General features: G+C 66.3%; 27 protein-coding genes. 17 read left to right on the top strand and 10 right to left on the bottom strand.

The features are described from left to right. Window positions 1-24 precede the first annotated feature (24 nt). A complete protein-coding gene (locus tag FIV02_RS22630) occupies window positions 25-519 on the top strand; it encodes a DUF523 domain-containing protein (protein WP_152489854.1) in 495 nt (164 codons plus the stop codon). 72 nt (window positions 520-591) lie between these two features. Here FIV02_RS22630 and serA read toward each other — a convergent pair whose 3' ends face one another. After that, window positions 592-1821 carry a phosphoglycerate dehydrogenase gene (serA, locus tag FIV02_RS22625; RefSeq protein WP_037055255.1) on the bottom strand — a complete coding sequence of 410 codons (1230 nt, stop codon included), beginning with the start codon at window positions 1819-1821 and terminating at the stop codon, window positions 592-594. 182 nt (window positions 1822-2003) lie between these two features. On the opposite strand from serA, the gene FIV02_RS22620 reads away from it, so the two are divergent. From FIV02_RS22620 to FIV02_RS22600, 5 genes are all read left to right on the top strand, one after another. Further along, a complete protein-coding gene (locus FIV02_RS22620) occupies window positions 2004-3395 on the top strand; it encodes an FAD-binding oxidoreductase (RefSeq protein ID WP_037055252.1) in 1392 nt (463 codons plus the stop codon). Window positions 3396-3518: 123 nt separating this feature from the next. After that, window positions 3519-4184: a fumarylacetoacetate hydrolase family protein gene (locus tag FIV02_RS22615; protein WP_152489853.1), complete on the top strand. Its 666-nt coding sequence runs from the start codon at window positions 3519-3521 to the stop codon at window positions 4182-4184. Window positions 4185-4318: 134 nt separating this feature from the next. Continuing rightward, window positions 4319-5245 (top strand): SdiA-regulated domain-containing protein, encoded by a 927-nt coding sequence (locus FIV02_RS22610; protein WP_152489852.1) that lies wholly within the window; start codon window positions 4319-4321, stop codon window positions 5243-5245. Between the two features lie 92 nt (window positions 5246-5337). Further along, window positions 5338-5685 carry a NirD/YgiW/YdeI family stress tolerance protein gene (locus FIV02_RS22605; protein WP_152489851.1) on the top strand — a complete coding sequence of 116 codons (348 nt, stop codon included), beginning with the start codon at window positions 5338-5340 and terminating at the stop codon, window positions 5683-5685. Between the two features lie 79 nt (window positions 5686-5764). Beyond that, entirely contained in the window at window positions 5765-6679 is a 915-nt protein-coding gene (locus FIV02_RS22600; RefSeq protein ID WP_152489850.1) for an SdiA-regulated domain-containing protein, read from the top strand. On the opposite strand, the gene FIV02_RS22595 is transcribed toward FIV02_RS22600, so the two are convergent. Next, window positions 6676-7011, bottom strand: coding sequence for a YegP family protein (locus FIV02_RS22595; protein WP_037055242.1), 336 nt, complete (start codon window positions 7009-7011; stop codon window positions 6676-6678). The genes FIV02_RS22600 and FIV02_RS22595 overlap by 4 nt on opposite strands. Before the next feature lie 106 nt (window positions 7012-7117). Continuing rightward, window positions 7118-7570: a Cd(II)/Pb(II)-responsive transcriptional regulator gene (gene cadR, locus FIV02_RS22590; RefSeq protein ID WP_037055241.1), complete on the bottom strand. Its 453-nt coding sequence runs from the start codon at window positions 7568-7570 to the stop codon at window positions 7118-7120. 80 nt (window positions 7571-7650) lie between these two features. On the opposite strand from cadR, the gene FIV02_RS22585 reads away from it, so the two are divergent. Both FIV02_RS22585 and FIV02_RS22580 read left to right on the top strand, forming a co-directional pair. Continuing rightward, complete coding sequence (locus FIV02_RS22585; RefSeq protein WP_152489849.1) at window positions 7651-9879, top strand: heavy metal translocating P-type ATPase; 2229 nt, start codon at window positions 7651-7653, stop codon at window positions 9877-9879. 11 nt (window positions 9880-9890) lie between these two features. Further along, window positions 9891-10238 (top strand): DUF3703 domain-containing protein, encoded by a 348-nt coding sequence (locus FIV02_RS22580; protein WP_152489848.1) that lies wholly within the window; start codon window positions 9891-9893, stop codon window positions 10236-10238. A 78-nt stretch (window positions 10239-10316) separates the two neighbouring features. Here FIV02_RS22580 and rpiA read toward each other — a convergent pair whose 3' ends face one another. Continuing rightward, window positions 10317-10988: a ribose-5-phosphate isomerase RpiA gene (gene rpiA / locus FIV02_RS22575; protein ID WP_037055230.1), complete on the bottom strand. Its 672-nt coding sequence runs from the start codon at window positions 10986-10988 to the stop codon at window positions 10317-10319. Between the two features lie 162 nt (window positions 10989-11150). On the opposite strand from rpiA, the gene ilvA reads away from it, so the two are divergent. Together ilvA and FIV02_RS22565 are read left to right on the top strand one after the other, a co-directional pair. Next, on the top strand, window positions 11151-12665 hold the full coding sequence (ilvA, locus tag FIV02_RS22570) for a threonine ammonia-lyase, biosynthetic (RefSeq protein ID WP_047584800.1): 1515 nt from the start codon (window positions 11151-11153) through the stop codon (window positions 12663-12665). A gap of 82 nt (window positions 12666-12747) precedes the next feature. Next, window positions 12748-13188: a DUF2269 domain-containing protein gene (locus FIV02_RS22565; protein WP_152489847.1), complete on the top strand. Its 441-nt coding sequence runs from the start codon at window positions 12748-12750 to the stop codon at window positions 13186-13188. 95 nt (window positions 13189-13283) lie between these two features. On the opposite strand, the gene FIV02_RS22560 is transcribed toward FIV02_RS22565, so the two are convergent. Next, window positions 13284-13937, bottom strand: a complete 654-nt coding sequence (locus tag FIV02_RS22560) for an HAD family phosphatase (protein WP_152489846.1) — start codon at window positions 13935-13937, stop codon at window positions 13284-13286. A gap of 285 nt (window positions 13938-14222) precedes the next feature. Between FIV02_RS22560 and FIV02_RS22555 the strand changes: the two genes are divergently transcribed. Next, complete coding sequence (locus FIV02_RS22555; protein ID WP_021445072.1) at window positions 14223-14702, top strand: RNA pyrophosphohydrolase; 480 nt, start codon at window positions 14223-14225, stop codon at window positions 14700-14702. An 18-nt stretch (window positions 14703-14720) separates the two neighbouring features. After that, window positions 14721-17000, top strand: coding sequence for a phosphoenolpyruvate--protein phosphotransferase (ptsP, locus tag FIV02_RS22550; protein ID WP_037055218.1), 2280 nt, complete (start codon window positions 14721-14723; stop codon window positions 16998-17000). Between the two features lie 83 nt (window positions 17001-17083). Here the strand turns inward: ptsP and FIV02_RS22545 are convergent, their stop codons facing one another. Next, window positions 17084-17827, bottom strand: a complete 744-nt coding sequence (locus tag FIV02_RS22545) for an NRDE family protein (protein ID WP_152489845.1) — start codon at window positions 17825-17827, stop codon at window positions 17084-17086. A 128-nt stretch (window positions 17828-17955) separates the two neighbouring features. On the opposite strand from FIV02_RS22545, the gene FIV02_RS22540 reads away from it, so the two are divergent. The 4 genes from FIV02_RS22540 to FIV02_RS22525 all read left to right on the top strand — a co-directional run bounded on the left by FIV02_RS22540 (window position 17956) and on the right by FIV02_RS22525 (window position 21470). Then, window positions 17956-18738 carry a sulfite exporter TauE/SafE family protein gene (locus FIV02_RS22540; protein WP_152489844.1) on the top strand — a complete coding sequence of 261 codons (783 nt, stop codon included), beginning with the start codon at window positions 17956-17958 and terminating at the stop codon, window positions 18736-18738. A gap of 10 nt (window positions 18739-18748) precedes the next feature. Beyond that, the gene (gene lgt / locus FIV02_RS22535; RefSeq protein WP_152489843.1) at window positions 18749-19549 is read left to right on the top strand and encodes a prolipoprotein diacylglyceryl transferase; all 801 of its coding nucleotides are present in this window, start codon (window positions 18749-18751) and stop codon (window positions 19547-19549) included. After that, window positions 19549-20343: a thymidylate synthase gene (locus FIV02_RS22530; RefSeq protein WP_152489842.1), complete on the top strand. Its 795-nt coding sequence runs from the start codon at window positions 19549-19551 to the stop codon at window positions 20341-20343. Before lgt ends, FIV02_RS22530 begins: the two co-directional genes overlap by 1 nt. A gap of 65 nt (window positions 20344-20408) precedes the next feature. Then, window positions 20409-21470, top strand: a complete 1062-nt coding sequence (locus FIV02_RS22525; protein WP_306085264.1) for a transporter substrate-binding domain-containing protein — start codon at window positions 20409-20411, stop codon at window positions 21468-21470. Here FIV02_RS22525 and FIV02_RS22520 read toward each other — a convergent pair. The 4 genes from FIV02_RS22520 to FIV02_RS22505 all read right to left on the bottom strand — a co-directional run bounded on the left by FIV02_RS22520 (window position 21449) and on the right by FIV02_RS22505 (window position 26236). Beyond that, entirely contained in the window at window positions 21449-21832 is a 384-nt protein-coding gene (locus FIV02_RS22520; RefSeq protein WP_152489840.1) for a hypothetical protein, read from the bottom strand. The genes FIV02_RS22525 and FIV02_RS22520 overlap by 22 nt on opposite strands. Further along, window positions 21829-23202, bottom strand: coding sequence for a GTPase/DUF3482 domain-containing protein (locus tag FIV02_RS22515; protein WP_152489839.1), 1374 nt, complete (start codon window positions 23200-23202; stop codon window positions 21829-21831). Before FIV02_RS22515 ends, FIV02_RS22520 begins: the two co-directional genes overlap by 4 nt. A 442-nt stretch (window positions 23203-23644) precedes the next feature. Then, a complete protein-coding gene (locus FIV02_RS22510; protein ID WP_152489838.1) occupies window positions 23645-25036 on the bottom strand; it encodes a DUF2868 domain-containing protein in 1392 nt (463 codons plus the stop codon). A 60-nt stretch (window positions 25037-25096) separates the two neighbouring features. Then, window positions 25097-26236: a glycerophosphodiester phosphodiesterase gene (locus FIV02_RS22505; RefSeq protein ID WP_152489837.1), complete on the bottom strand. Its 1140-nt coding sequence runs from the start codon at window positions 26234-26236 to the stop codon at window positions 25097-25099. 120 nt (window positions 26237-26356) lie between these two features. On the opposite strand from FIV02_RS22505, the gene FIV02_RS22500 reads away from it, so the two are divergent. After that, window positions 26357-26890 (top strand): dihydrofolate reductase, encoded by a 534-nt coding sequence (locus FIV02_RS22500; RefSeq protein ID WP_152489836.1) that lies wholly within the window; start codon window positions 26357-26359, stop codon window positions 26888-26890. Window positions 26891-26897: the final 7 nt, after the last annotated feature.

Genomic DNA, 26897 nt, shown 5'->3' with positions numbered 1-26897 from the left:
TGGCGGCAGCAAAGGAGAGAGTCGATGCAGAAGATCCTGGTCAGTCGCTGCCTGCTCGGGCATCGCGTGCGCTATGACGGAGGTGCCCATGGCCCCTTCGATCAGTTGCAGCGATGGCTGGACGAGGGGCGGGTCGTGGCATTGTGTCCGGAGGTGGCGGGTGGTCTGCCGACCCCGCGCGCACCGGCGGAAATCCGTGGCGGTCGTGGCGGTGCGGTGCTGGACGGTGAGCTGGCGGTGCTGACCGTCGAGGGTGAGGATGTCACCGCCGCGTTCGTCGACGGGGCCGAGCAGGCGCTGGCGCTGGTGCGTGAGCATGGCATCCGCCTGGCCCTGCTCAAGGCGCGGAGCCCGTCGTGCGGCAACCTGGAGAACTATGACGGCAGCTTCAGCGGCGTGCGGGTGGCGGGGGAAGGCGTCACGGCGGCCTTGCTGAAACGCGCCGGGGTGAAGGTATTCAATGAAACGCAGCTGGACGAGGCGAGGGCCGAGCTGGTGCAGCTGGAGGCGTCCCGCTAGCCCGGGCCGGCGTTGCGTGCGCGCAATGAAAAAGGGAGGCCGAGGCCTCCCTTCTTGCTGGCAGTAGCGTGCTTAGAACAGTACGCGGCTGCGGATGGTGCCGTTGACGTGCTGCAGTTTTTCCAGCGCCAGGTCGGAGTACTCGGCGTCGACGTCGATCACCACGTAGCCGACCTTCTCGTTGGTCTGCAGGAACTGGCCGGAGATGTTGATGCCGTTGTCGGCGAACACCTTGTTGATTTCGCTCATCACGCCCGGGACGTTCTCGTGGATGTGCAGCAGACGGTGCTTGCCCGGGTGTGCCGGCAGGGCCACCTCAGGGAAGTTGACCGAGGACACCGAGGTGCCGTTGTCGCTGTACTTGACCAGCTTCTCGGCGACTTCCAGGCCGATGTTGGCCTGCGCCTCGGCGGTGGAACCACCGATGTGCGGGGTCAGGATCACGCGGTCCAGGCCACGCAGCGGGCTGGCGAACTCCTCGTCGTTGGACTTGGGCTCGACCGGGAACACGTCGATGGCGGCGCCGATCAGGTGCTCGTCCTTGATGGCATTGGCCAGATGGTCCAGCTCGACCACGGTGCCGCGTGCCGCGTTGATCAGGATGCCGCCCTTCTTCATGGCGCGGATTTCCTTCTCGCCGATCATCCACTGGGTGGAGGGCAGTTCCGGCACGTGCAGCGAGACGATGTCGCACAGGCCCAGCAGCTCGTACAGATCGCCGATCTGCGTGGCGTTGCCCAGCGGCAGCTTGGTCACGGTGTCGTAGAAGAACACCTGCATGCCCAGTGCCTCGGCGAGGACCGAGAGCTGGGTGCCGATGGAGCCGTAGCCGACGATACCCAGCTTCTTGCCACGGATTTCGAAGGAGTTGGCCGCCGATTTGATCCAGCCACCGCGATGGCAGGAGGCATTCTTCTCGGGGATGCCGCGCAGCAGCAGGATGGCCTCGGCCAGCACCAGTTCGGCGACCGAGCGGGTGTTGGAATAGGGGGCGTTGAACACGGCGATACCGCGCTCGCGGGCCGCGTCCAGGTCGACCTGGTTGGTGCCGATGCAGAAGCAGCCGACGGCGACCAGTTTCTTCGCACAGTCGAAGACCTCGGCGGTCAGCTGGGTGCGTGAACGGATCCCGATGAAGTGGGCGTCGGCGATCTTCTCTTTCAGCTCCTCACCCGACAGGGCCGTCTTGAGGTACTCGATGTTGGTGTAGCCGGCGGCCTTCAACGTGTCCACGGCGTTCTGGTGAACGCCTTCGAGAAGAAGGAACTTGATCTTGCTCTTGTCGAGAGAGGTCTTGCTCATCGGAGTACCTGTTGTCCCACGGGATGTTTTCAGGGAAGGGCTGAGAGGCTCAGCCAACGCCCGCGGATCGCTGCGTCGCTCGATTCACGGGGGGCGTATGCTAGCATGTTCGCCATTTTCAATGCTCGGTTGCGACCTGAATGGTTCTCAGGGCGACCATGAATCCTTTGAGAGTTCACGTGATGACTACCGCGGCCCAGATCGAAGAACTGAAGACGCTGGTCGAGTCCGGCAAGGTGCTGACCGATGCCGACGCGCTGCAGACCTATGGCAAGGACTGGACCAAGCAGTACACCCCAGCCCCTTCGGCCATCGTGTTTCCCAAGACCACCGAGCAGGTCCAGGCCATCGTGCGCTGGGCCAATCAGCACAGGATCGCCCTGGTCCCGTCCGGTGGCCGTACCGGCCTGTCCGCCGCTGCCGTGGCCGCCCATGGCGAAGTGGTGGTGTCCTTCGACTACATGAACCGCATCGTCGAATTCAACGAGTACGACCGCACCGTGGTCTGCCAGCCGGGCGTGGTGACCAAGCAACTGCAGCTGTTTGCCGAGGAGCAGGGCCTGTACTACCCGGTGGACTTCGCCTCCTCGGGTTCCAGCCAGATTGGCGGCAACATCGGCACCAATGCCGGCGGTATCAAGGTGATTCGCTACGGCATGACGCGCAACTGGGTCGCCGGCCTGAAGGTCGTCACCGGCAGCGGCGAGCTGCTCGAACTCAACCGTGACCTGATCAAGAACGCCACCGGTTACGACTTGCGCCAGCTGTTCATCGGCGCCGAGGGCACCCTGGGCTTCGTCGTCGAAGCCACCATGCGCCTGGAGCGCGCGCCGAAGAACCTCACCGCGATGGTCCTCGGCACACCCGACTTCGACTCGATCATGCCGGTGCTGCATGCCTTCCAGGGCAAGCTCGACCTGACCGCGTTCGAGTTCTTCTCCGACAAGTGTCTGGACAAGATCCTCGCCCGTGGCGACGTGCCGGCGCCGTTCGAGAGCCGCACGCCGTTCTATGCCCTGCTGGAGTTCGAGGCGCTCAACGAGGACGTGGCCAACGGGGCCCTGGCCACCTTCGAGCATTGCGTCGAGCAGGGCTGGGTCCTCGACGGCGTGATGAGCCAGAGCCAGCAGCAGCTGGAAAACCTGTGGAAGCTGCGCGAGTACATCTCCGAGACCATCAGCCACTTCACGCCGTACAAGAACGACATTTCCGTCACGGTCGGCCAGGTGCCGTCGTTCCTCAGGGACATCGACGACATCGTCTCGGCCAACTACCCGGACTTCGACGTGCTCTGGTACGGCCATATCGGCGACGGCAACCTGCACCTGAACATCCTCAAGCCCGAGGCGCTGGGCAAGGAAGACTTCTTCGCCAGGTGCGCGGTGGTCAACAAGTGGGTGTTCGAGATCGTCGAGAAGTACAACGGCTCGATCAGCGCCGAGCACGGCGTCGGCATGACCAAGCGCGATTACCTGCAGTACAGCCGTTCCGAGGCGGAAATCGCCTGCATGAAGGCGATCAAGGCGGTGTTCGATCCCAATGGAATCATGAACCCCGGCAAGATCTTCGCCTGACCCGAACGCCCATCCACACGATGGGCGTTTTCGTATGCCGTGCAGGCCGCCCCGAGCTTGGTTAATGTACGACCTCTGGCCACAAGCCAGGCATCCACGAACAACAACACACAGGAGTCGGTGATGAGCTATCAGCACCAGTACGTCGACGGAACCACCGTCCACTTTCCCCTTGGCAAGGTCGTCTGCATCGGCCGCAACTACGCGGAGCACGCCAGGGAGCTGAACAACCCGGTACCCAGCGAACCGCTGCTGTTCATCAAACCGGGCTCCTGCGTGGTTCCTCTCGACGATGGCTTCAGCATCCCCGAGGAACGTGGTTCGGTGCACTATGAGGCGGAGATCGCCGTGCTGATCGGCAAGCCTCTGTCGAAGAAGCCGGATACCGAGGAAGTGCGCGATGCGATCAGCGGTTTCGCCCCGGCACTGGACCTGACCCTGCGTGACGTCCAGGCCAAGCTCAAGGAGAAAGGCTACCCCTGGGAAATCGCCAAGAGTTTCGACGGTGCCTGCGTGCTGGCGCCGTTCGTGCCGGGCGATGCCATCGAGGACCTGGCCGACATCGGCATTCGTCTGGAGATCAACGGCGAGACCCGTCAGGACGGCAACAGCCGTGACATGCTCAACCCCATCCTGTCGATGATCCAGCACATGGCCGGGCACTTCTCCCTGCAGCCGGGCGATGTGATCCTGACCGGTACGCCGGTTGGTGTCGGCGCACTGAACAAGGGTGACGAGCTGGTGCTGGAGCTGGTCGGTCACAGTCGTTTCACCAGCCGCGTGCTATAAGGCTTCGGCACGCACCGTCGAGCAGGGGCCCGCTGCGGCCCGCTCGCCAGTGCGTGAGCAGGTTGCGCCCTGGTCGGTGCAACTTCTGGCGACAGTGGACGTCGTATCGTTCCCATGCAGTCGAGTAGTCGCCGATGTCCTCATCCTTCCCGCGTATTCGCCGCCAGAGCCTTTGCCTGGTGGCCCTGGCGTTCGTGGCGCTGGGCGCTCTGGTACTCACCCAGCACTGGGATGATCGTGCCCGGCTCTGGCTGCAGGAGCGCTCCACGCCCCTGGTCGATCGCCTGGCCAGCGTATGGCTGCCGGGCTACCGCGCGGTGATCCAGGCCAAGGCCCTGAGCGGCCTGGACAAGGATGAGACCTCCGGGCTGACCTACAACCCGGCGACCAGGACCCTGTTCACCGTCACGGGCAAGCATCCCCTACTGGTGGAGCTGTCGCTCCAGGGCGAGATTCTGCGGCGCATCGAGCTGAAAGGCTTCGCCAACCCGGAAGGTGTCGAGGTGATGGACAACGGCCTGATGGGCATCGTCGACGAACGTCGCCGTCAGCTCACCACCTTTACCCTGAAGGACGATGATCTGGCGCTCGATGCCGCCGGTCTTGCCGGCTTCGACCTGGGCTTCGCCGATGCCGGCAACAAGGGCTTCGAAGGGCTGGGTTGGGATTCGCGCAGCCACAGCGTGATCCTGGGCAAGGAGCGTGGGCCGCTGGGCCTGTTCAGCCTGCCGTTCCCGGGCGAGGACGGCAGCGTCGGGGCGCTGCAGCCTCTGACGGCGCAACATCTCGGGTTGCGCGACATCTCCTCGCTGAGTGTCGACGGGCGGACCGGCCACCTGCTGGTACTCTCCGACGAGTCGCGCATGCTGCTGGAAGTGGATCGTGCCGGCAGGCCGGTCAGCTTTCTCAGCCTCAATGGCGGCCTCAACGGGCTGGAGGACGGGATCGAGCAGGCCGAGGGCGTGGCCATGGACGAGGACGGCAACATCTATATCGTCGCCGAACCCAACCTGTTCTACGTGTTCAGCAAGCCCGCCGCGAAGGTTGGCCGAGCGGGGTGACGGATTAAGCTTGGCTTAAGCGCCGATTCAGTCTGGCTTCAGCTAGCGGCACTAATCTGACCCCGTCACTTACGAACAACGAGGTTCACGCCATGAAACGTACCGCTCTCGCCCTGATGGTCCTGCCGCTGCTCAGCACTGCCGCTTTCGCCACCGGTTACACGGGCCCCGGCGCCACGCCGCAGATCACTACCGTATCCGCCGCGCTGCAGGCTGCCGACGATACCCAGGTGGTGCTGGAAGGCCAGATCGTCAAGCGCCTGCAGGACGAGCTCTATGAATTCAAGGACGCCACCGGCACCATTCAGGTCGAGATCGACGACGAAGACTGGCCGGCCCAGAAGGTCTCGGAAACCGCCAAGGTGCGCCTGACCGGTGAAGTCGACAAGGACTTCAACAGCCGTGAGATCGATGTCGACCGGGTCGAACTGATCAACTGATCAACTGATCGTGACGTTCTGCATGCCCGCCGCAGCAATGCTGTGGCGGGCTTTTCCGTGGTCGTAAGAGAAAACCGCCATGCGCCGCCTGCTTTCCATCAACCCCTGGCTCTACCTGCTGCTGTTCGTCCTGCTGGGCGGTGCCGTGCTGGCCCAGCAGTACCGGCTGTTCGAGCGCGCCTGGTTCTCGGTGCAGGAATGGCGGCATGGCGCGCAGTGGCGCGAGCAGTCGCTGTGGCTCGGCGACTACCGGGTGGTGATCGAGGCCAGGCCCATCGCCGATATCCGCGACGTCTCGGCACTGACCTACGATCCGGACCGGCGCAGCCTGTTCAGCGTCACCAACAAGCCGGCCAGGGTGATCGAGCTGAACCTGCAGGGCGAGCTCCTGCGCACGATCGATCTGCAGGGGTTCGGCGATCCCGAGGCCATCGAGTACGTGGGGCCTGGCACCTACGTGATCGCCGACGAGCGCGAGCAGCGTCTGGTCAAGGTGCAGATCGACGATGACACCGCTGTGCTCGACGCCGCCGACTTCCAGCAGCTGTCACTGGGCATCGGGCGCAACGGCAACAAGGGTTTCGAGGGGCTGGCCTACGACGCGCAGGGCCAGCGTTTGCTGGTGGCCAAGGAGCGTGACCCGGTGCGGATCTTCGAGGTGCTGGGTTTCCCGCACATCGACGAGAGCAAGCCGCTGGCGTTGCAGGTCAACACCGACCCGAAACGCGACGCGCGCCTGTTCGTCCGTGACCTGTCGAGCCTGGATTTCGATTCGGCCACCGGCCACCTGCTGGCCCTGTCCGACGAATCGCGGCTGGTGATCGAGCTGAATGCCGCAGGTGAGCCGGTCAGCACCCTGTCGTTGCTGCGTGGCCAGCATGGCCTGCAGCACGGCGTGCCGCAGGCCGAGGGCATCGCGTCGGACCAAGCGGGCAATCTCTACCTGATCAGCGAGCCCAATCTCTTCTACCTGTTCAGGAAGCCGGCAGACTAGGCGCTCTGGTCGTCCGTCTCGGCGCCGGGTGCGTTGTTCTGCACGGACTCGATGCCGCCTTTGCAGGCCGAGGCGCTGCTGTACATCTGGCTTTGCCCGACGACCTGGCCGTTGGTGGCCTTGAGCACGAAATAGTGTTTGTCGTTACTCGAGATCTTGGTCTCGAACGCCCCTTCGCGCTGGGCATTTTTCTTGACCGAGTCGATGCCGTTGAGTGCCGAGTCCTTGGCCTTGTACATCTCGCTGCTGAGAATGACCTGGCCATTGCCGGCCAGCAGATTGAAATAGAACTGGCCGTCTTTGGCCTTCTTCAGTTCGAACTTTCCAGACATGCGTATCTTCCTCTGGGAAACGGTGACATACCGTGGGTGTTGCACTGTGCAGAGCAAGCCTAGCCCAGTTCCCGCGATATGCGCGGATCGCTCGCGGTCGACGGGCTCAGTGCGAGTGGCTCTTGCCCACGTGGGTGTGGCCGTCATCCGGCAGCGGCTGTACGCCGCCGCTGGCGTTGAGCTGGCGCAGGATGCCGCAGTCCTCGGCCTCCTGCGGGCCGTTGCAGCGGTCGCGCAGCTCGCTCAACTGGTCGCGCAACGCGAGCAGGCTGTTGATGCGCGCTTCCACGTGCTCGATGTGCTCGTCCACCAGGCTGTTGATGCCGGCGCAGCTCTCGTGGGGCAGGTCGCGCAGGGACAGCAGGCGCTGGATCTCGTCCAGCGTCATGTCCAGCGTGCGGCAGTTGCGGATGAACACCAGGCGCTCGAGGTGCTCGCTGCCGTACAGGCGATAGTTGCCTTCGCTCCGCGCGGGTGCCGGCAACAGGCCCTCGCGCTCGTAGTAGCGGACCGTCTCGACCTGGCAGCCAGCCTTCTTCGCCAATTCGCCAATCTTCATGCGCAAGCCTCCTTTGGGGGTTGACCCTATAGTGACTACAGGGTGTGTACTCGGCAACACTCACTTGAAGGAGAGTTGCCATGAGTCGTTGTTGCGACCATTCGCCCGAACCGTCACCCGTTCGTCACGAGCACGACCACGATCACGATCATGCCGGGCATGAGCACGGCACCGCGCAGTCGTCGTTCGCCGACGAGCCGCTGACCGGGGCGGTCAATACGCGCATCCGCATCGAGCAGATGGATTGCCCCACGGAAGAACGCCTGATCCGCGATGCGCTGGGGCGTCTGCCCGGTGTGGCGGGGCTGCAGTTCAACCTGCTGCAGCGGGTGCTGACCGTCAGCCATGACGACGGTGCGCTGGCCCAGGTGTTGCCGGCCATTCGCGGCCTGGGCTTCACCCCGCAGCTGGAAGAGGACGATGCCGCGCAGGCAGCGGCCGCCGAGCCCGTGAAGAAGTCCGCCTGGCCGCTGCTGCTGGCTGCTGTCGCGGCGACCGCCTCGGAGGGCGTGCACTTCGCGACGCTGGGGCCTGACTGGCTGGTGGCGCTGCTGGCCATCACCGCCATCGGCCTGTGTGGCCTGACCACCTACAAGAAGGGCTGGATCGCCCTGAAAAACCGCAACCTCAACATCAATGCGCTGATGAGCATCGCCGTGACCGGTGCGGTGCTCATCGGCCAATGGCCCGAGGCGGCAATGGTGATGGTGCTGTTCACCCTGGCCGAGCTGATCGAGGCGCGCTCGCTGGACCGGGCGCGCAACGCCATTCGCGGGCTGATGGACCTGGCCCCGCCGCGCGCCACGGTCAGGCAGGCCGACGGTAGCTGGCAGGAGGTGGATGTGCAGGGCATCGCCGTGGATGCGCTGGTGCGCGTGCGCCCCGGCGAGCGCATCAGTCTTGACGGCGAGGTGGTCGGCGGCAGCTCGACGGTCAACCAGGCGCCGATCACCGGAGAAAGCCTGCCGGTGGAGAAGCGCGTGGGCGATCCGCTGTTCGCTGGCACCATCAACGAAGCCGGTTCGCTGGAGTTCCGCGTAACGGCAGCGGCGCGCGATACCACGCTGGCGCGCATCATCCATGCGGTGGAGGAGGCGCAGGGCTCGCGTGCACCGACCCAGCGCTTCGTCGACCAGTTCTCGCGCATCTACACCCCGGCGGTCTTCGCCTTCGCCCTGGCGGTCGCGGTGCTGCCGCCGCTGGTCATCGGCGGCGCCTGGCTCGACTGGATCTACCGCGCCCTGGTGTTGCTGGTGGTGGCCTGCCCCTGTGCGCTGGTGATCTCCACCCCGGTGACCATCGTCAGCGGTCTGGCCGCCGCCGCGCGCAAGGGCATCCTGGTCAAGGGCGGCGTGTACCTGGAGAACGGCCGTCATCTGGCCATGCTGGCGCTGGACAAGACCGGCACCCTGACCCACGGCAAGCCGGTGCAGACCGACAGCCTCCACTTGCTGGAGGCGGAGCAGCCGCTGCACGCCGTGTGGGCGGCGAGCCTGGCTGCACGTTCCGATCACCCGGTGTCGCGGGCGCTGGCCCTGCACGCCGAGGAGCAGGGCCGGGTGCTGCGCGAGGTCGAGGCGTTCGCGGCACTGCCGGGGCGGGGCACCCAGGGGGTGGTCGACGGTACCCTGCTGTACCTGGGCAATCACCGTCTGGTCGAAGACCTCGGGCTCTGCTCGGCGCAGCTGGAAGAGCGCCTGGAAACCCTGGAACGGCAGGGCAAGAGCGTGGTGGTGCTGTGCGACGAGCAGCGCGCGCTGATGCTCTTCGCCGTGGCCGATACGGTGCGCCAGAGCAGCCGCGAGGCGGTCGGTGAGCTGCACGAACTGGGCGTGCGTACCTGCATGCTCACCGGCGACAACGCCCACACTGCCGCCGCCATCGCCGAGCAGGTCGGTGTCGATGAGGCGCGTGGCGACCTGCTGCCGGCGGACAAGCTGGCCTGGGTCGAGGCACGGCAGGCGCAGGGCAAGTTGGTCGGCATGGTCGGCGACGGCATCAACGACGCACCGGCGCTGGCCAGGGCGGAGATTGGCTTCGCCATGGGCGCCGCCGGAACCGATACCGCCATCGAGACGGCAGATGTCGCCCTGATGGACGACGATCTGCGCAAGATTCCCGCATTCGTCCGCCTGTCGCGGCAGACTCATGCGATTCTGCTGCAGAACATCGTGCTGGCGCTGGGTATCAAGGCGATCTTCCTGGGCATGACCCTGGCGGGCGAGGCGACCATGTGGATGGCGGTGTTCGCCGACATGGGGGTGAGCCTGATGGTGGTGTTCAACGGCCTGCGCCTGCTGCGCAAATGAGGACATCGAGGATGAACGAGAACTGGCAACTGGCCGTCGACGAGGCCTTCGCCCAGGCCCAGGGTGCCCTGGCCGGCGCGCAGGCTGCCGAGGCACTGCCCTGGCTGGAGCGTGCGCATATCCTCACCCAGCGTCGTCCCTGGCTGCATGCCCGTGCGCACTGGCTGATGCTGCGCGCCGGTTGGCAGCTGGGTGATGTGCGCGAGGTGCTGGGGCAGCTGCCGCGCATCCTGGCGGCGTTGCTGTTCTCGCGCCTCTGGGTACCGCTCGGCAACAGCAGGCGGGCGCGGGTCAGTGCCTTCAAGCCGATGCCGCTCAGCGCGGAGCTGCGCCGCCTGCTCGATCAGCCGACGCCGTAGCCCGGATGCAATCCGGGGGCGTCCGATGCGTCTGCCCCGGATGTCATGCGGACCACGATCGAAGCACCTGCTGGCGCCTCAGGGCTTGAGCGTCTTCACGCCTTCGGCGGTGCCGAGCAGCAGCAGATCGGCCGGGCGGGCGGCGAACAGGCCATTGGTGACCACGCCGACGATGGCGTTGATATCGGCTTCCAGCTTCACCGGATCGGTGATCGACATGTTGTGCACGTCGAGGATGATGTTGCCGTTGTCGGTCAGCACGCCTTCGCGGTACACCGGGTCGCCGCCGAGCTTGACCAGTTCGCGGGCCACGTGGCTGCGCGCCATGGGGATGACTTCCACCGGCAGCGGGAAGGCGCCCAGCACCGGCACCAGCTTGCTGGCGTCGGCGATGCAGATGAAGGTCTTGGCCACGGCCGCGACGATCTTCTCGCGGGTCAGGGCGGCGCCACCGCCCTTGATCAGGTTGAGGTGCTCGTCGCTCTCGTCGGCACCGTCGACGTAGAACTCCAGGTCACTGACGGCGTTGAGGTCGTAGACCGGGATGCCGTGACCCTTCAGGCGGGCAGCGGTGGCTTCTGAGCTGGCCACGGCGCCGTCGAAGTCCATCTTGTGCTTGGCCAGTGCGTCGATGAAGAAGTTGGCGGTGGAGCCGGTGCCGACGCCGACGATGCTCTTGCTGTCGAGGCGGGGAAGAATGTGGTCGACGGCGGCCTGGGCCACGGCCTGTTTCAGCTGATCCTGGTTCATCGCGGGTCTGTGCCTGGGAGTGAGGGAGACTTGAGGCGCGAATTATAGCCGCAAGTGCTGCGCTGACGGGGGCAAAACCCGCGTGTTTCGTATGGTCGCCCGGCGCGGCGCTGGGGTAGACTCGGCAGTCCCTTCCCAAGCCCGAACGCCTGCGAAATCGCCATGCTCGAACAGTACGTGAAGAAGACCCTCACCTCGCGCGTCTATGACGTCGCGGTGGAAACCCCGCTGCAACCCGCCCGTCAGCTCAGCGAGCGACTGGGTAGCCAGATTCTGCTCAAGCGCGAGGATCTGCAGCCGGTGTACTCGTTCAAGATTCGTGGCGCCTACAACAAGCTGGCGCAGCTGTCGCCGGAGGAGCTGGCACGCGGCGTGGTCACCGCCTCGGCAGGTAACCACGCGCAGGGCCTGGCCCTGGCCGCCAAGCACATGGGCGTCAAGGCCACCATCGTCATGCCGCGCACCACGCCGGAGCTGAAGGTGCAGGGCGTGCGCTCGCGGGGCGGCAAGGTGGTGCTGCACGGCGACGCCTTCCCCGAGGCGCTGGCCCATTCGCTGAAGCTGGTGGAGGAGAAGGGCTACACCTACATCCATCCCTACGACGACCCGCTGGTGATCGCCGGGCAGGGCACCGTGGCCATGGAGGTGCTGCGTCAGCACCAGGGGCATATCGATGCCATCTTCGTACCGGTCGGCGGCGGCGGTCTGATCGCCGGTATCGCGGCCTACGTGAAGTACCTGCGCCCGGAGATCAAGGTGATCGGCGTCGAGCCGGACGACTCCAACTGCCTGCAGGCGGCGCTGGCTGCCGGCGAGCGCGTGGTGCTGCCGACGGTCGGGCTGTTCGCCGATGGTGTGGCGGTGGCGCAGATCGGCCAGCACACCTTCGATATCTGCAAGGATCACGTCGATGAGGTGATCACCGTCAGCACCGACGAGATCTGTGCGGCGATCAAGGACATCTACGACGATACCCGCTCGATCACCGAGCCTGCCGGTGCGCTGGCCGTGGCCGGGATCAAGAAGTACGTCGAGCGCGAGGGCGCCAAGGGGGCGGTGCTGGTGGGCATCGACTCCGGCGCCAACGTCAACTTCGACCGCCTGCGCCACGTCGCCGAGCGCGCCGAGCTGGGCGAGAAGCGCGAGGCGATCATCGCCGTGACCATCCCCGAGCAGCCGGGCAGTTTCAAGGCCTTCTGCGAGGCGGTGGGCAAGCGCCAGATCACCGAGTTCAACTACCGCTATCACACCGACCGCGAGGCGCACATCTTCGTCGGCGTGCAGACCCATCCGGAGAACGATCCGCGCCAGGCGCTGGTCGAGGGCTTGCGTGCGCAGGGCTTCCCGGTGCTGGACCTGACCGACAACGAACTGGCCAAGCTGCACATCCGCCACATGGTCGGCGGTCATTCGGCCGGGGTGAGCAACGAGATGGTGCTGCGCTTCGAGTTCCCCGAGCGGCCGGGCGCGCTGTTCAACTTCCTGCAGAAGCTGGGTGGGCGCTGGAACATCTCGATGTTCCACTATCGCAACCATGGTGCCGCCGACGGTCGCGTGGTGGCTGGCCTGCAGGTGCCTGACGATGAGCGGCACCTGGTTCCGGCAGCCCTGGACGCCATCGGCTATCCCTACTGGGACGAGAGCGAAAACCCCGCTTATCGCCTGTTTCTCGGCTGATACTTTCGAACCCGTAGGGCGGGGGTAACCCGCCGGAGCGCGTTGGCGGGTTGCACCCGCCCTACCTAAAAAGGAAGCCTCGATGGAGCACTATCTGCTGGTTCGTATTCTTCACAGCGCCCCTGGCGTGTTGCTGCTGCTCGGCCTGATCGCGCACGCGTTCATGCTGTTCAAGGCGCAGCGCGGCGGTGATGCCGCCGTGCTGGCGCGCAAGCTGCGCGTGACCCTGCTGTTCAGCCTGCCTGCCTTTGCCGTGCTGGCGCTGAGCCTGCCGCTCAGTGGCTACTGGCTGGTGGACACCGCCGGCTGGCCGCTGGGGCAGACCTGGCTGCTGCTGGGCAGCATCCTCTATGGCGTGATGATGCTGCTCGGCTTGCTGCTGGCCGGGCGTCTGGCCGTCTGGCGCGCGCTGGGCGATGCGCCGGCGCCCACTTCGCTGAAGCGCCTGTGCCTGATCTATGCCGGGCTGATTCTCGTGCTGCTGATCGCCATCATGGCGCTGATGGGCGCCAAGCCCGTCTGAGCAGAGTGGCCCGGATTGCACCGGGCTACACGGCTGCGGCTGGCGATGGCCTGCGTAGGAGCGGCTGCAGCCGCGAAGCCAGCTTCAGCCCGTACTCAGCGCAGCGAGATCGCCGGCCAGCCACGCTCGCTGGCGGTGGCGCGCAGCATGTCGTCCGGGTCAACGGCCACCGGGTTGGCCACGGCCTCCAGCAGCGGCAGGTCGTTGCGCGAATCGCTGTAGAAATAGGCGCCGTCCAGGCTGTGGCCCGTCTCGCTCAGCCAGGCGTTCAAGCGGGTCACCTTGCCGCCCTGGTAGCAGGGGGTGCCGGTGATCTGGCCGGTGTAGCGCCCGTCCTGCATGCCGCATTCGGTGGCGATCAGGGTGTCCACGCCCAGGCGCTCGGCGATGGGCGCGGTGACGAAACGGTTGGTGGCGGTGATGATCACCAGCTTGTCACCGGCGGCGCGGTGTTCGGCCAGCAATGCCTCGCCCTTGGCCAGGATGATCGGCTCGATCACTTCGGCCATGAACTCGCGGTGCCACTGCGCCAGTTGTGCCATGTCGCTGCGACCGAGAATCGCCTGGCTGAAGTTCTGGTAGGCCACCACGTCCAGCTTGCCGGCACAGTAGTCGGCGTAGAACGCGTCGTTGCGTGCCAGGTACTCGGCTGCATCGACCAGGCCGCGCTGGCAGACGAATTCGCCCCAGCTATGGTCGCTGTCACCGGCCAGCAGGGTGTTGTCGAGATCGAAAAGGGCCAAACGCACGATTCTGTACCTGTTCTGCAAAGGGATTAGGGGCGTCTGCAGCCTGCGGCGCTCGTCCCGGTCGGGGCGGAACCTGGCGAAAAATGTGCATGTACCGCTGGTACACAGCCTCTTTTCGACGGGCTTCGCCATGCCTGACGGCGCTCGCAGCCTCGTGAACACCCGCGTGGGGCGCGCCAGAATAGCCGCTTTGGCCGGGCTTTCCCACTGCCGCCAAACCCGCGTTGCTGCTGGACTCGGCTTTGTGGAACAATGCCGGAACTTGCGTGTACGAGGTTGCTTGCCGTGATCGACTCTGATGGTTTTCGCCCGAATGTCGGCATCATCCTGACCAATGATGTCGGCCAGGTGCTCTGGGCCAGGCGCATCAATCAGGATGCCTGGCAGTTTCCGCAAGGCGGCATCAATGATCGCGAATCGCCCGAAGAGGCGTTGTACCGCGAACTCAATGAAGAAGTCGGGCTCGAAGAGCAGGATGTGAAGATCCTCGCCTGCACCCGAGGCTGGTTGCGTTATCGTCTACCGCAGCGCCTGGTGCGCACGCACAGCCAGCCCCTGTGCATCGGGCAGAAGCAGAAGTGGTTCCTGCTGCGCCTGACCGGTGCCGAGGAGCGCGTACGTATGGACCTGACCGGCAAGCCCGAATTCGATGGCTGGCGCTGGGTCAGCTACTGGTACCCGCTGGGCCAGGTGGTCACATTCAAGCGCGAGGTCTATCGCCGCGCGCTCAAGGAACTCGCCCCGCGCCTGATAGTGCGCGACTGATACGGACCCCAATCGAGCATGCTCAATACGCTGCGCAAGATCGTCCAGGAAGTGAACGCCGCCAAGGATCTCAAGGCGGCGTTGTCGATCATCGTGCAGCGGGTCAAGGAAGCGATGGGCAGCCAGGTCTGCTCGGTCTATCTGCTCGACCCGGAAAGCAATCGCTTCGTCCTGATGTCCACCGAGGGCCTCAACAAGCGCTCCATCGGCAAGGTCAGCATGGCGCCCAACGAAGGCCTGGTCGGCCTCGTCGGTACCCGTGAGGAGCCGCTGAACCTCGAAGACGCCGCCAGCCACCCGCGTTATCGCTACTTCGCCGAAACCGGCGAGGAACGCTTCGCCTCCTTCCTCGGTGCGCCGATCATCCACCATCGCCGGGTCATGGGTGTTCTGGTGGTGCAGCAGAAGGAGCGTCGCCAGTTCGACGAAGGCGAGGAAGCCTTCCTGGTGACCATGAGCGCCCAGCTCGCCGGCGTGATCGCCCACGCCGAGGCCACCGGCTCGATTCGCGGCCTGGGGCGCCAGGGCAAGGGCGTGCAGGAGGCCAAGTTCGTCGGCGTGCCGGGTGCGCCGGGGGCAGCGGTGGGGACCGCTGTCGTGGTGCTGCCCCCGGCCGATCTGAATGTAGTACCGGACCGCAACGTCGATGATATCGACGCCGAACTGGCCTTGTTCGACAAGGCGCTGGGCTGGGTGCGCGAGGACATGCAGGAGCTGTCCGAGAAGCTCGCGACCCAGTTGCGCAAGGAAGAACGCGCGCTGTTCGATGTCTACCTGATGATGCTCGATGACGCCGCACTGGGTAACGAGGTGCGCAAGGTCATCAAGAGTGGCCAGTGGGCGCAGGGCGCCCTGCGCCAGGTGGTGCTCGACCACGTCAAGCGCTTCGAGCTGATGGACGACGCCTACCTGCGTGAGCGCGCCTCCGACGTGCGCGACCTGGGCCGGCGCCTGCTCGCCTACCTGCAGGAAGAGCGCAAGACCTCGCTGGTCTACCCCGACAACACCATTCTGGTCAGCGAGGAGCTGTCGCCGGCGATGCTCGGCGAAGTGCCGGAAGGCAAGCTGGCCGGCCTGATCTCGGTGACCGGCTCGGGCAACTCCCATGTCGCCATCTTCGCTCGCGCCATGGGCATTCCCACGGTCATGGGCGTGGTCGACCTGCCGTATTCGAAGATCGACGGCATCAAGCTGATCGTCGATGGCTACCACGGTGAAGTCTTCACCAACCCCAGCGAGCTGCTGAGCAAGCAGTACGCCGATGTGGTCGAGGAGGAGCGCCAGCTCACCGAAGGGCTCGATGCCCTGCGCGCGCTGCCCTGCGAAACCCTCGACGGCCAGCGCATGCCGCTGTGGGTCAACACCGGCCTGCTCGCCGACGTCGCCCGCGCCCAGCAGCGCGGGGCCGAGGGTGTGGGCCTGTATCGCACCGAAGTGCCGTTCATGATCAACGAGCGCTTCCCCAGCGAGAAGGAGCAGCTGGCCACTTACCGCGAGCAACTGCAGGCCTTCCACCCGCTGCCGGTGACCATGCGCACCCTGGATATCGGCGGGGACAAGGCGCTGTCCTATTTCCCGATCAAGGAAGAGAACCCCTTCCTTGGCTGGCGTGGCATCCGCGTGACCCTCGATCACCCGGAAATCTTCCTGGTGCAGACGCGTGCCATGCTCAAGGCCAGCGAGGGCCTGAACAACCTGCGCATCCTGCTGCCGATGATCTCCGGCACGCAGGAGCTGGAAGAGGCCCTGCACCTGATCCACCGTGCCTGGGGCGAGGTCCGTGACGAGGGCACCGACGTGCCGTTGCCGCCCATCGGCCTGATGATCGAGATTCCCGCCGCCGTCTACCAGACGCGCGAGCTGGCGCGCCAGGTGGACTTCCTCTCGGTCGGCTCCAACGACCTGACCCAGTACCTGCTGGCGGTTGACCGCAACAACCCGCGGGTGGCCGATCTCTACGACTTCCTCCACCCGGCGGTGCTGCAGGCCCTGCAGAAGGTGGTCAACGATGCGCATACCGAGGGCAAGCCGGTGAGCATCTGCGGCGAGATGGCCGGTGACCCGGCGGCGGCGGTGCTGCTGCTGGCCATGGGCTTCGACTCGTTGTCGATGAACGCCACCAACCTGCCCAAGGTGAAATGGCTGCTGCGCCAGATCACCCAGAGCAAGGCCAGGGAACTGCTGGGCCAGGTGATGAGCATGGACAACCCGCACCTGATCTACAGCACCCTGCATCTGGCGCTGCGCAACCTCGGCCTGGGTCGGGTGATCAACCCGGCGTCCAACATCCAGGCGTGAACGGCGCGCCCGCGGCGCGTCATCCCTGGGCCTGATGCAATCCGGGGCCACTGCGCACGGAAGCTCCCCGGATCGCCTCCGGGCTACCTGCTTACCCTGACGTCGCCCAACACGGCGCCGTGCGGCCCGAAACTGCGTTCGACGATGTTCCAGTGCCCATCCTGGCTAAGGTTCAGCACGGTGCTGGCGCGCGTGCCGTAGGCGGCGCTGGCGATGAACACGCTCGACAGCAGGCGCTCCGTGGCCAGGCCGATGCCGGTATCCGGTAGCAGGTGCTCCGCTGGCTGGCTGTGGTCAGCCAGCAGCGCCAGCAGCTCCTCGTCAGCGCCATCGAGGCGCGCCTGCAGGGTGCTTCTGGCCAGCAGCAGTTTGGGCCAGGGGGTGTCCAGCCCGGCGTTGGACAGGCCGTAGACGCCGGCTTGCAGGCGATGCGCCTGCCTTTCCTGGGAGTTGAAGTACCAGAGCTGAGTCGCATCTCCGAGCAGCAGGTTGAAGCCGGCATAGTCGGCTGCCCGCGCCATCAGGGTTTCCAGGTAGGCTTGTGGTGCAGCCTGGCCGCGCAGGTAGTCGGCGGTCAGTTCGCCGCGCGAGCGCGGGCCGATCTTCTGGCCTGGGTCGCGGATATTGGTCAGGGCGGCGAAGCGGCCCTCGGCGGTGACGCCCAGCCAGGTCCCGCCGGCCTGCAGATCGCGCCCGGCGAATACGCCCGGGGCCTCCTGCCATTCACTCAGCGCGGCGCTGGGGCGCGCGTAGAATTCGTCGCGATTGGCTGCCAGGCGCAAGGGCATGGCGCCCTGCGGCTGCCAGGCGAAGACGATCAGGCACATGAGAGTTCCTCTGATGGCAGAGCCTGGCAGGCTAGCGAGCCGTGGGGAAAGCGGCAACCGTTCCGTCGATCCGTATGCCGCTGAGTGGGCATTTCCGCTACCATGCCGCTTTGTTTTCGGGGGTCTCGATGGAACTGCTGCTCTACCTGGTGCTCGGTGCGGCCGCCGGTGTGCTGGCCGGCCTGTTCGGCGTGGGCGGCGGCCTGATCATCGTGCCGGTACTGGTGTTCAGCTTCAGTTCGCAGGGCATGGCGCCGGAGATCCTCACCCACCTGGCGGTCGGCACGTCCCTGGCGACCATCGTCTTCACCTCGATCAACTCGCTGCTGGCGCATCACCGCATGGGTGCCGTGCGCTGGCCGCTGTTTCGCTGGCTGACCGGCGGCATTCTGCTGGGGGCGGCGCTGGGGGCCATGACCGCCGCGCTGATCCAGGGGCCGCTGCTGCAGAAGATCATCGGTACCTTCGCCATCATCATCGCCGTGCAGATGGTGCTGGACCTGAAACCCAAGGCCAGCGGCGGTGTCCCAGGCAAGCCCACGCTGACGGTGGCGGGCGGGGTGATCGGCTGGGCTTCGGCGATCTTCGGTATCGGCGGTGGTTCGCTGACCGTGCCGTTCCTGGTCTGGCGCAGCGTGCCGATGCAGCAGGCCGTGGCGACTTCGGCGGCCTGCGGCCTGCCGATCGCCATCGCCGGGGCGCTGAGCTTCGTCTACACCGGCTGGAACGAAGCGGATCTGCCGCAGTGGAGCCTGGGCTTCGTCTATCTCCCGGCGTTGCTGGGGATCGCCGTGACCAGCATGTTTTTTGCCCGTATCGGCGCGCGCCTGGCTCATCGCCTGTCGCCGCGTCTGCTCAAGCGACTGTTTGCCCTGCTGCTGTTCAGCGTGGGCCTGAGTTTTCTCATCTAAGGAGTCCTGGATGCTGCCTTATCCGCAGATCGACCCGGTGGCCATCGCCCTCGGTCCCCTGAAAATCCACTGGTACGGCCTGATGTACCTGATCGGCATCGGTGGCGCCTGGTGGCTGGCCTCGCGTCGTCTGGCACGCTTCGACACGAGCTGGAACAAGGACAAGCTGTCCGACCTGGTGTTCTGGGTGGCCATGGGGGTGATCCTCGGCGGGCGCCTCGGCTACGTGCTGTTCTACGACCTGTCGGCCTACCTCGCCGAGCCGGCGAAGATCCTGCGGGTCTGGGAGGGTGGCATGTCCTTCCATGGCGGCCTGATCGGGGTGATGCTGGCGACCTGGTGGTTCGGCAAGCGCAACGGCAAGAGTTTCTTCGAGCTGATGGACTTCATCGCGCCGCTGGTGCCGATCGGCCTCGGTGCCGGGCGCATCGGCAACTTCATCAACGCCGAGCTGTGGGGCAAGGCCAGTGACGTGCCCTGGGCGATGATCTTCCCCACCGATCCGCAACAGTTGGCGCGCCACCCGTCGCAGCTGTACCAGTTCGCCCTGGAAGGCGTGGCGCTGTTCGTCATCCTCTGGTTCTACTCGCGCAAGCCGCGACCTACCATGGCCGTATCCGGGATGTTCGCCGCCTGCTACGGGGTGTTCCGCTTCATCGTCGAGTTCGTCCGCGTGCCGGATGCCCAGCTCGGCTACCTGGCCTGGGGCTGGCTGACCATGGGCCAGATCCTCTGCCTGCCGATGATCCTCGGCGGCATCGGCCTGATCGCCTACGCCTACAAGCGCCAGCCCGTACAAGGAGCCGCCTGATGAAACAGTACCTCGACCTGATGCGCCACGTGCGTGAGCACGGCACCTTCAAGGAAGACCGTACCGGCACGGGCACCTACAGCGTGTTCGGCTACCAGATGCGTTTCGACCTGGCCGACGGCTTCCCCGTCGTCACCACCAAGAAGTGCCACCTGCGCTCGATCATCCACGAGCTGCTGTGGTTCCTCCAGGGCGACACCAACATCAAGTACCTCAAGGACAACGGCGTCAGCATCTGGGACGAGTGGGCCGACGAGAACGGCAACCTCGGCCCGGTCTACGGCTACCAGTGGCGCAGCTGGCCGGCGCCCAACGGCGAGTCCATCGACCAGATCAGCAAGCTGGTCGAGATGATCCGCAGCAACCCGGACTCGCGCCGCCTGATCGTCTCGGCCTGGAACCCGGCGCTGGTCGAGCAGATGGCGCTGCCGCCCTGCCACGCGCTGTTCCAGTTCTACGTCGCCGACGGCAAGCTGTCCTGCCAGCTCTACCAGCGCTCGGCGGACATCTTCCTCGGCGTGCCCTTCAACATCGCCAGCTACGCCCTGCTGACGCTGATGGTGGCGCAGGTCTGCGGCCTGCAGCCGGGCGAGTTCATCTGGACCGGCGGTGACTGCCACCTGTACGCCAACCACATCGAACAGACCGACCTGCAGCTGACCCGTCAGCCGCTGCCGCTGCCGAGCATGAAGCTGAACCCCGAGGTCAGGGACCTGCTGGCGTTCAGGTTCGAGGACTTCGAGCTGGTCGGTTATGAGGCCCATCCGCACATCAAGGCGCCGGTCGCGGTCTGAGGCAGGCCCGCAGGCGGGGGCAATTTGCTACCCTTTTCCCTCAACGAGTGAAAAGGGAGTCCCCCGTGAGCCGCATCGCACTGGCCCTGCTGTTGATCTGCAGTTGTTTGACGAGTCACGCCGAGACCACGCCGCTGCGGGTCGGCATCACCGAAGTGCCGCCGTTCGTGATCAAGCACGACGACGGCAGCTGGAGTGGCATCAGCATCGATCTGTGGAATGCCATCGCCGAAAAGAACGGCTATGCCTTCCAGTACGAGGCGATGCCCTTCGATCGCCTGCTCGACAGCCTCGAGCAGAGCAAGGTCGATGTCGTGGTCGGGGCGATGACCATGACCCCCGAGCGCGAGGCGCGCTTCGACTTCACCCATCCGTTCTACTTCACCGGCCTCGCCATCGCGGTGCCGGCCACCGCCTCGGCGGGCTGGTGGACGACCTTCAAACGCCTGTTCTCCTGGCGGTTCATCAGCGTGGTGCTGGGCCTGGCCGCCGTGCTGATGCTGGTGGGGGCGTTGATCTGGTTCTTCGAGCGCCGGCGCAACCGCGAGCAGTTCCCCGAGGAGCCGGTGCGCGGCCTGGGCGATGGCTTCTGGTGGGCTGCCGTGACCATGACCACCGTCGGCTACGGCGACAAGTCACCGGTGACGCTGGGCGGCCGGCTGGTCGCGGTGGTGTGGATGTTCGCCGCGCTGATCATGGTCTCGACCTTCACCGCGGCGATGACCACGGCCCTGACCGTGAGCAATCTGCAGGGCGCCATCCAGGGCCCTGGCGACCTGCAAGGCGCGCATGTCGCCAGCGTGCAGCGCACGGCCAGCTCGCACTGGCTGCAGGAGCAGCGCATTCGCCAGAGCGACTACCCGAGCCTGGGCAAGGCGCTGCAGGCCGTGCAGCAGGGCGAGGCCGACGCCATCGTCTACGACAAACCCATCCTGCAATACCGCAATCGCGAACTGGTCGGTGCGCGCTTGCAAGTGCTGCCCGGCACCTTCGAGAACCAGAGCTACGGCTTCCTGGTGCACAGTGGCAGCCCGCTGCGCGAGCCGATCAGCCGCGCGGTGCTGGGCATCATGGATGATCCGCAATGGCCGCGAACGGTGAGCGACTACCTGGGCGAGGAACTCTGAGGCGGCACCTCAGGCGTCGCCTGGGGTTCGCTCTGCAGCGGGAAGCGTCGCGCGATCTCGTCGATGATTTCGCGCGGTCCGCTGATCCTCCATTCCAGCCAGTTGTCCCACTCCAGCCTCAGCTCATCCAGGCCCCGGCGCAGGCGGTAGCTGTCGTAGTCGATGCCCTTGTCGAAGGCCAGCGGGCTGTATTGCGCGACCTGCCGCCAGCCCTCTGCCTTCAGGCTGTCGAGAATGCGGTCGCCGAGTTCGCTGTCGATCATCTCCACCGAGACGTGATCGGCCGTGTCCACCGGCGTGCGCTCGAGCCGTCTGCGCTGCAGCCAGCGACGCAGCGTGGTGAGGACGTTCAGGCTCTTCATGCCTCGGCCAGTTGCGCGGCCAGTCGCTGCACCTGCTCCTGGCGCTCGGCGTCCTCCAGGCGTGCGCCGGGGTTGAGCGACGACCACTGCGGGTGGGCGCGTGCGACGTTGAGCGGGGTGGGCAGCTTGCCCTGGCGCCAGAGGTTTTCCTGCGGGGCGCCGAGGGTGATGGCGTCCATGGCGGCGTGGCCGCGCCGGTCCAGCGCGGCCAGCAGCTGTTGCTGGCGCAGGGCGAGCAGGCGCAGCACGGCGTCGTCGACGGTCAGTTCGCGCTGGCCCTGCAACTTGCCTTTCAGGCGTTGCCCGTAGTTGCGCAGGGTCTGCGCACTGCCACCGATCAGCGCACCCAGTGCCGCCGCTGCGCCGAGGGTCAGGCCACCGACCAGCAGGTCGACCCCGACCCCGGTAGCGGCGCCTGCGGCCATGCCGCCGCCGACCTTGATGCCGAGCTGCCTGAGGGTTTCCGGGTTGAACAGGTCGTCACCCCAGCGGCCGTCGAGCAGGGGCAGGTCCGCGGCCTTGGCATCGTCGCGGCGGAAGGCGTACAGGCGCAGCAGCGCCTCCACACAGCGCTGCTCACGCTGGCGGATGGCGTCACGCAGGTCGGCGATGGCGCCTTGCTCCAGCAGCGGCTGGGCGGCAACGCTGCGCCGGCAGGCGGCGCAGTCGATCAGCAACTCGGCGACCACGCGCTTGCCGGCCTGGCGGCGGGCCTGGCGCTGTACCTGGTGATCCTCGATCAGGCGCTGCAGTTGCACCCGCGAACGCTCCAGCAGCAGGGCCAGGCTTTCGTACAGGCGGCGCTCGCCGTCTTCGGGGGGCGCCACGCTGTCGAAGGCCACCAGCGCATGCAGGCCGAGACGCGCCAGGGCCTCGCGCCACTCGCCTTCGCGGTGCTGGCTGCTGGCGACGAAATTGAGCACGGGCAGCAGCGGGCGCCCGCACATGGTCAGCACGGCCAGTTCGTCGCGGTACTTGGCCAGCACCGGTTCGCGCACATCGATCACGTACAGCCCGGCATCGCAGGCCATGAGCTGGCGCAGCACCTTGGCTTCCTGCTCGTAGCGCTGGCGCGCCTCGCTGCCCTCCAGGAAGCGGCTCAGGCGCGCCGGGCCGTCGAGGCGTTCGCCAGGGCGATCGAGACGTTCCAGGTAGTCGAGCAGGGCGATGGCATCTTCCAGGCCTGGGGTGTCGTACAGCTCCAGCAGGGCCTGGCCGTCCACCGACAGGCGCGCGCCTTCGACGTGGCGCGTGGTGCTGGCGCGTGGCGAGACTTCGCCGAAGTCGACGTCACGGGTCAGGGTGCGCAGCAGCGAAGTCTTGCCGACGTTGGTGTGGCCGACCAGGGCGAGTATCAGCGGTGGGCTCATGGCGCGGCCTCGGTCGGGGATGTGGGCTGTAGGGTGGATGACGCTTCACCCATCCACCACGGCGACTGGTGGATGAAAAGGGCGTCATCCAGCCTGCGTCGAGCCTGTTCAATCATGGCCGCTCTCCAGCCAGTTCAGTCGGGTAGTCCGGATGCAATCCGGGAAGCGGCTGTGGCTCATTCCCGGATACGGGCTGTAGGGTGGATGACGCTTCACCCATCCACCACGGCGACTGGTGGATGAAAAAGGCGTCATCCAGCCTACGTCGAGCCTGTTCAATCATGGCCGCTCTCCAGCCCGGTCAGTCGGGTAGCCCGGATGCAATCCGGGAAGCGGCTGTGGCTCATTCCCGGATACGGGCTGTAGGGTGGATGACGCTTCACCCATCCACCACGGTGACTGGTGGATGAAAAAGGCGTCATCCAGCCTGCGTCGAGCCTGTTCAATCATGCCCGCTCTCCAGCCAGTTCAGTGGAGCGCTGTCGCCATGCTGCAGGCCCAGTCTGTCGAGGGCCTGGTGCCAGTCGGCCAGGCGCGCGCTGTCCAGGCTCGCGCCGGGTGCGGGCGAGAGCAGCCAGATGCGCGTGGCGGCCGCGCAGCGCGCCAGTTCGCCGAGCAGCGCCAGGCTGCCGCGATCCGGTGAGCGCTGCGGGTCGCAGGCGATGACCAGGCGCTCGGGCGGGAAGCGGGTCAGCTGTTCGAGCAACTGGCGGCGCTGCTCGCGGCTGTCGATCACCCCGGCATCGGCGACGCCACTGGGCAGTTGCAGGGGCGGCCAGCTGCGCCGCTCATCCAACTCCAGGCCCAGCAGCAGCGCGCCACTGCCGGCTTGCGGGTTGGCGCCGGCTTGCGGCTGGTGCAGGGTGGCCGGCGCCAGGTCACAGACGCCGAGGCGCTCGCTGTCCGGCTGCAGGCGTTGACGCAGCAGGTCGTAGCCGGGCAGGTCGAGTGCCAGGCGCAGCGCTGCCTTGCCGCCGAGCCAGCGCCACAGGCACAGCAACGTCAGCAGCAGGCGTGGCAACAGGCCGTAGACCAGCAGCACGCCGACCAGCCAGCCGGCCCAGCTCTGCCGGGCGACCTCGCTGGCGATGGCGGCGTCGCCGCTGGCGCGAATCAGTGCGACGTCGGGCAGGCTGAAGCCGAGCAGGGCCGGCAGCGCGCCGATGGCCTGGGTCATGGCGATGAAGCTGTCGCCGCCGAGGATGGTGGTTTCCCAGACGAAGCCGTAGCGCCGTGTGGCGAGCAGCAGCAGTGCGCTGCCCAGGGCGGCGAGCATGGCCAGCGTCCACAGGCCGTTGCTCAGCAGGCCCAGGCCCCAGCGGGTCAGGCGCTGGCGCTGCAGCATCAGCAACAGGGCAGGCGCCAGGTGGGCAGCGCTGGCATCGCGGGCCAGCTTGTCGCTGAGCCAGAGCCACAGGCGGCCGAGGGCGCCGGGGTGGTCGCGGGTCAGCAGCAGGCCGAGCAGCCAGCCGAGCAGCATCAGCAGGTTGAGGCCGAGCAGGCTGCCCAGGGCCCAGAACACGTTGACCGGCTGGCGTCCGTCGCCCAGCGCCGCGAAGGCCAGGCCGGCTCCGCTGAACAGGGCCAGCAGGGCCAGCAGCAGGCCCGCCAGGCGTGCGCCCTGCAGCCAGTGCAGAAGGGCTTGCCACTGACCATCGCGACGGGCGAGGAGCAGGGCCCGCTGCTGGATACGCGTGGCCAGATCGCCGTGCTCGGCGTGGGCCAGGCGATTGGCCTCGGCATCTTCGAGCGGGCCGGCGTGTTCCTCGCGCAGGCGGATCGTCTCGCTGAGCCAGAGGCGTTGAAAGGCGGTGGGGGAGGAGGCGTCAGTCACGCGGCGTCTCGTCGTGCGGATCAGGGCTTGAGGATAACCCCTGATCCGCCCCCGTGCGAATCAGCGCTGTTCGCGCAGGCGTACGGCGATATCCGGTTGGTCGATGAACAGGCCATCGATGCCGGTGGCGAGGAAGGTGCGCAGTTCGGCGTCGATGTCGCCGCGTGCGGTCGGGTCGCTGCCATTACGCAGCTCCGCAGGCAGGAAGGTGTTCTCGGCGCGGAAGGTATAGGGGTGGACCTTGAGCCTGGCGGCATGGGCGTCGCTCACCAGGCTGGTCGGCGTGGTCAGGTTGCCGGCTGCATCACGCGGGATGATCATGCCTTTCTCCGGACCGATGCCGCTGGCGTAGCGGGCGATGGCTTTCAGGCCCTTGGGCGTGATCATCTGCGCATAGCTGAGGTCGGTGCCGAGTGCCTGCTGGTCGTAGGGCTGGCCGTCCGTCCACAGCAGCTGGATCAGGCGGATCGAGGTCATGCGGCTGAGGGTCTTGAGGTTCTCCACCTCGAAGGACTGGATGTACACCGGCGCCTTGGCGCTGGCGTAGCCGTTGCGCTTGAGCACGGCCAGCAGCGGTTTCTCCATGGCCAGGCCGAGTTGCTGGAAGTGCGTGGGGTGCTTGGTTTCCGGGTACAGGCCGATCACCCGTTGCTGGCTGAGCTGCAGGCTCTTCACCAGGTCGATGATTTCCTGCAGGGTCGGGATTTCGAACTGGCCGTCGAAGCGTGTATTGCCTGGACGGACCTGCGGGATGCGCTCGATGGCGCGCAGCGTCTTCAGCTCGGCCAGGGTGAAGTCCTCGCTGAACCAGCCTTCCAGGCTGACGCCGTCGACCGTCTGGGTGCGCTTGCGTGCCGCGAACTCGGGGCGCTGGGCGACATCGGTGGTCAGGCCCAGCTCATTGTCATGGCGCGCCACCAGTTGCCCGTCGCGGGTCATCACCAGGTCCGGCTCGACATAATCGGCACCTTGCAGCACGGCCAGGGCGTAGGCGGCCAGGGTGTGTTCGGGCACGTAACCACTGGCGCCACGGTGCGCGATCACCAGCGGCTTGCGCGCAGCATGCGCGTGCTGTGGCTGTGTGCCGGGTTGGCGCTGGGCCCAGTCGATGGCGTTCTGCACGGTGTCGGCCTGCACCGGCAGTGCAGTGCTCAGCAGTCCTGCGCACAGCAGTCCTGTGCGCAACAGGTTCGATATCATCGCGGCATCTCCTTGCTCGGGTGGGAGCGCAAAGCCTGGCGCATGGACGATGACGATTCGGCGACAAACCGATGGCCGGTTGCTCGGGCTGTGAGCTGCTCGTCACTTGGTCGCTCTGCTATGCTCGCCGTCATGAACAAGACACTCCCCCTTTCGCTGATCGCCGCCCTCGCGCACAACCGTGTCATCGGCCGCGACAACCAACTGCCCTGGCACCTGCCGGCGGACCTCAAGCACTTCAAGGCACTGACCCTGGGCAAGCCGATCATCATGGGTCGCAAGACCTGGGACTCGCTCGGTCGGCCCTTGCCGGGGCGCCTCAACATCGTCGTCAGTCGCCAGCCGGGCCTGCGTCTGGAAGGGGCCGAGGTGTTCGCCTCCCTGGAAGAGGCGATCACCCGTGCCGACGCCTGGGCCCGTGAAGAGGATGCCGAAGAGCTGATGCTGATCGGCGGCGCGCAGCTCTACGAGCTGGGCCTGGCGCAGGCCGATCGCCTGTACCTGACGCGGGTCGGCCTCGATCCCGAGGGCGATGCCTTCTTCCCCGAGGTTGACCAGACGCACTGGCACATGAGCTCCAGTGTGGAGCACCCGGCCAGCGCCGAGACACCCTTCTACGCCTTCGAGGTGTGGGAACGTCGCGACACACAATAACGACACT

The organism is Pseudomonas sp. THAF187a (assembly GCF_009363395.1).
Classification (GTDB): Bacteria; Pseudomonadota; Gammaproteobacteria; order Pseudomonadales; family Pseudomonadaceae; genus Aquipseudomonas; species Aquipseudomonas khazarica.
This window is presented reverse-complemented; position numbering and strand designations above follow the sequence as displayed.

Coding starts and splice junctions, on each gene's coding strand:
- FIV02_RS22630 (WP_152489854.1), top strand. CDS start 25: ATGCAGAAGATCCTGGTCAGTCGCTGCCTGCTCGGGCATCGCGTGCGC.
- serA (WP_037055255.1), bottom strand. CDS start 1,821: ATGAGCAAGACCTCTCTCGACAAGAGCAAGATCAAGTTCCTTCTTCTC.
- FIV02_RS22620 (WP_037055252.1), top strand. CDS start 2,004: ATGACTACCGCGGCCCAGATCGAAGAACTGAAGACGCTGGTCGAGTCC.
- FIV02_RS22615 (WP_152489853.1), top strand. CDS start 3,519: ATGAGCTATCAGCACCAGTACGTCGACGGAACCACCGTCCACTTTCCC.
- FIV02_RS22610 (WP_152489852.1), top strand. CDS start 4,319: ATGTCCTCATCCTTCCCGCGTATTCGCCGCCAGAGCCTTTGCCTGGTG.
- FIV02_RS22605 (WP_152489851.1), top strand. CDS start 5,338: ATGAAACGTACCGCTCTCGCCCTGATGGTCCTGCCGCTGCTCAGCACT.
- FIV02_RS22600 (WP_152489850.1), top strand. CDS start 5,765: ATGCGCCGCCTGCTTTCCATCAACCCCTGGCTCTACCTGCTGCTGTTC.
- FIV02_RS22595 (WP_037055242.1), bottom strand. CDS start 7,011: ATGTCTGGAAAGTTCGAACTGAAGAAGGCCAAAGACGGCCAGTTCTAT.
- cadR (WP_037055241.1), bottom strand. CDS start 7,570: ATGAAGATTGGCGAATTGGCGAAGAAGGCTGGCTGCCAGGTCGAGACG.
- FIV02_RS22585 (WP_152489849.1), top strand. CDS start 7,651: ATGAGTCGTTGTTGCGACCATTCGCCCGAACCGTCACCCGTTCGTCAC.
- FIV02_RS22580 (WP_152489848.1), top strand. CDS start 9,891: ATGAACGAGAACTGGCAACTGGCCGTCGACGAGGCCTTCGCCCAGGCC.
- rpiA (WP_037055230.1), bottom strand. CDS start 10,988: ATGAACCAGGATCAGCTGAAACAGGCCGTGGCCCAGGCCGCCGTCGAC.
- ilvA (WP_047584800.1), top strand. CDS start 11,151: ATGCTCGAACAGTACGTGAAGAAGACCCTCACCTCGCGCGTCTATGAC.
- FIV02_RS22565 (WP_152489847.1), top strand. CDS start 12,748: ATGGAGCACTATCTGCTGGTTCGTATTCTTCACAGCGCCCCTGGCGTG.
- ptsP (WP_037055218.1), top strand. CDS start 14,721: ATGCTCAATACGCTGCGCAAGATCGTCCAGGAAGTGAACGCCGCCAAG.
- FIV02_RS22545 (WP_152489845.1), bottom strand. CDS start 17,827: ATGTGCCTGATCGTCTTCGCCTGGCAGCCGCAGGGCGCCATGCCCTTG.
- FIV02_RS22540 (WP_152489844.1), top strand. CDS start 17,956: ATGGAACTGCTGCTCTACCTGGTGCTCGGTGCGGCCGCCGGTGTGCTG.
- lgt (WP_152489843.1), top strand. CDS start 18,749: ATGCTGCCTTATCCGCAGATCGACCCGGTGGCCATCGCCCTCGGTCCC.
- FIV02_RS22530 (WP_152489842.1), top strand. CDS start 19,549: ATGAAACAGTACCTCGACCTGATGCGCCACGTGCGTGAGCACGGCACC.
- FIV02_RS22520 (WP_152489840.1), bottom strand. CDS start 21,832: ATGAAGAGCCTGAACGTCCTCACCACGCTGCGTCGCTGGCTGCAGCGC.
- FIV02_RS22515 (WP_152489839.1), bottom strand. CDS start 23,202: ATGAGCCCACCGCTGATACTCGCCCTGGTCGGCCACACCAACGTCGGC.
- FIV02_RS22505 (WP_152489837.1), bottom strand. CDS start 26,236: ATGATATCGAACCTGTTGCGCACAGGACTGCTGTGCGCAGGACTGCTG.
- FIV02_RS22500 (WP_152489836.1), top strand. CDS start 26,357: ATGCTCGCCGTCATGAACAAGACACTCCCCCTTTCGCTGATCGCCGCC.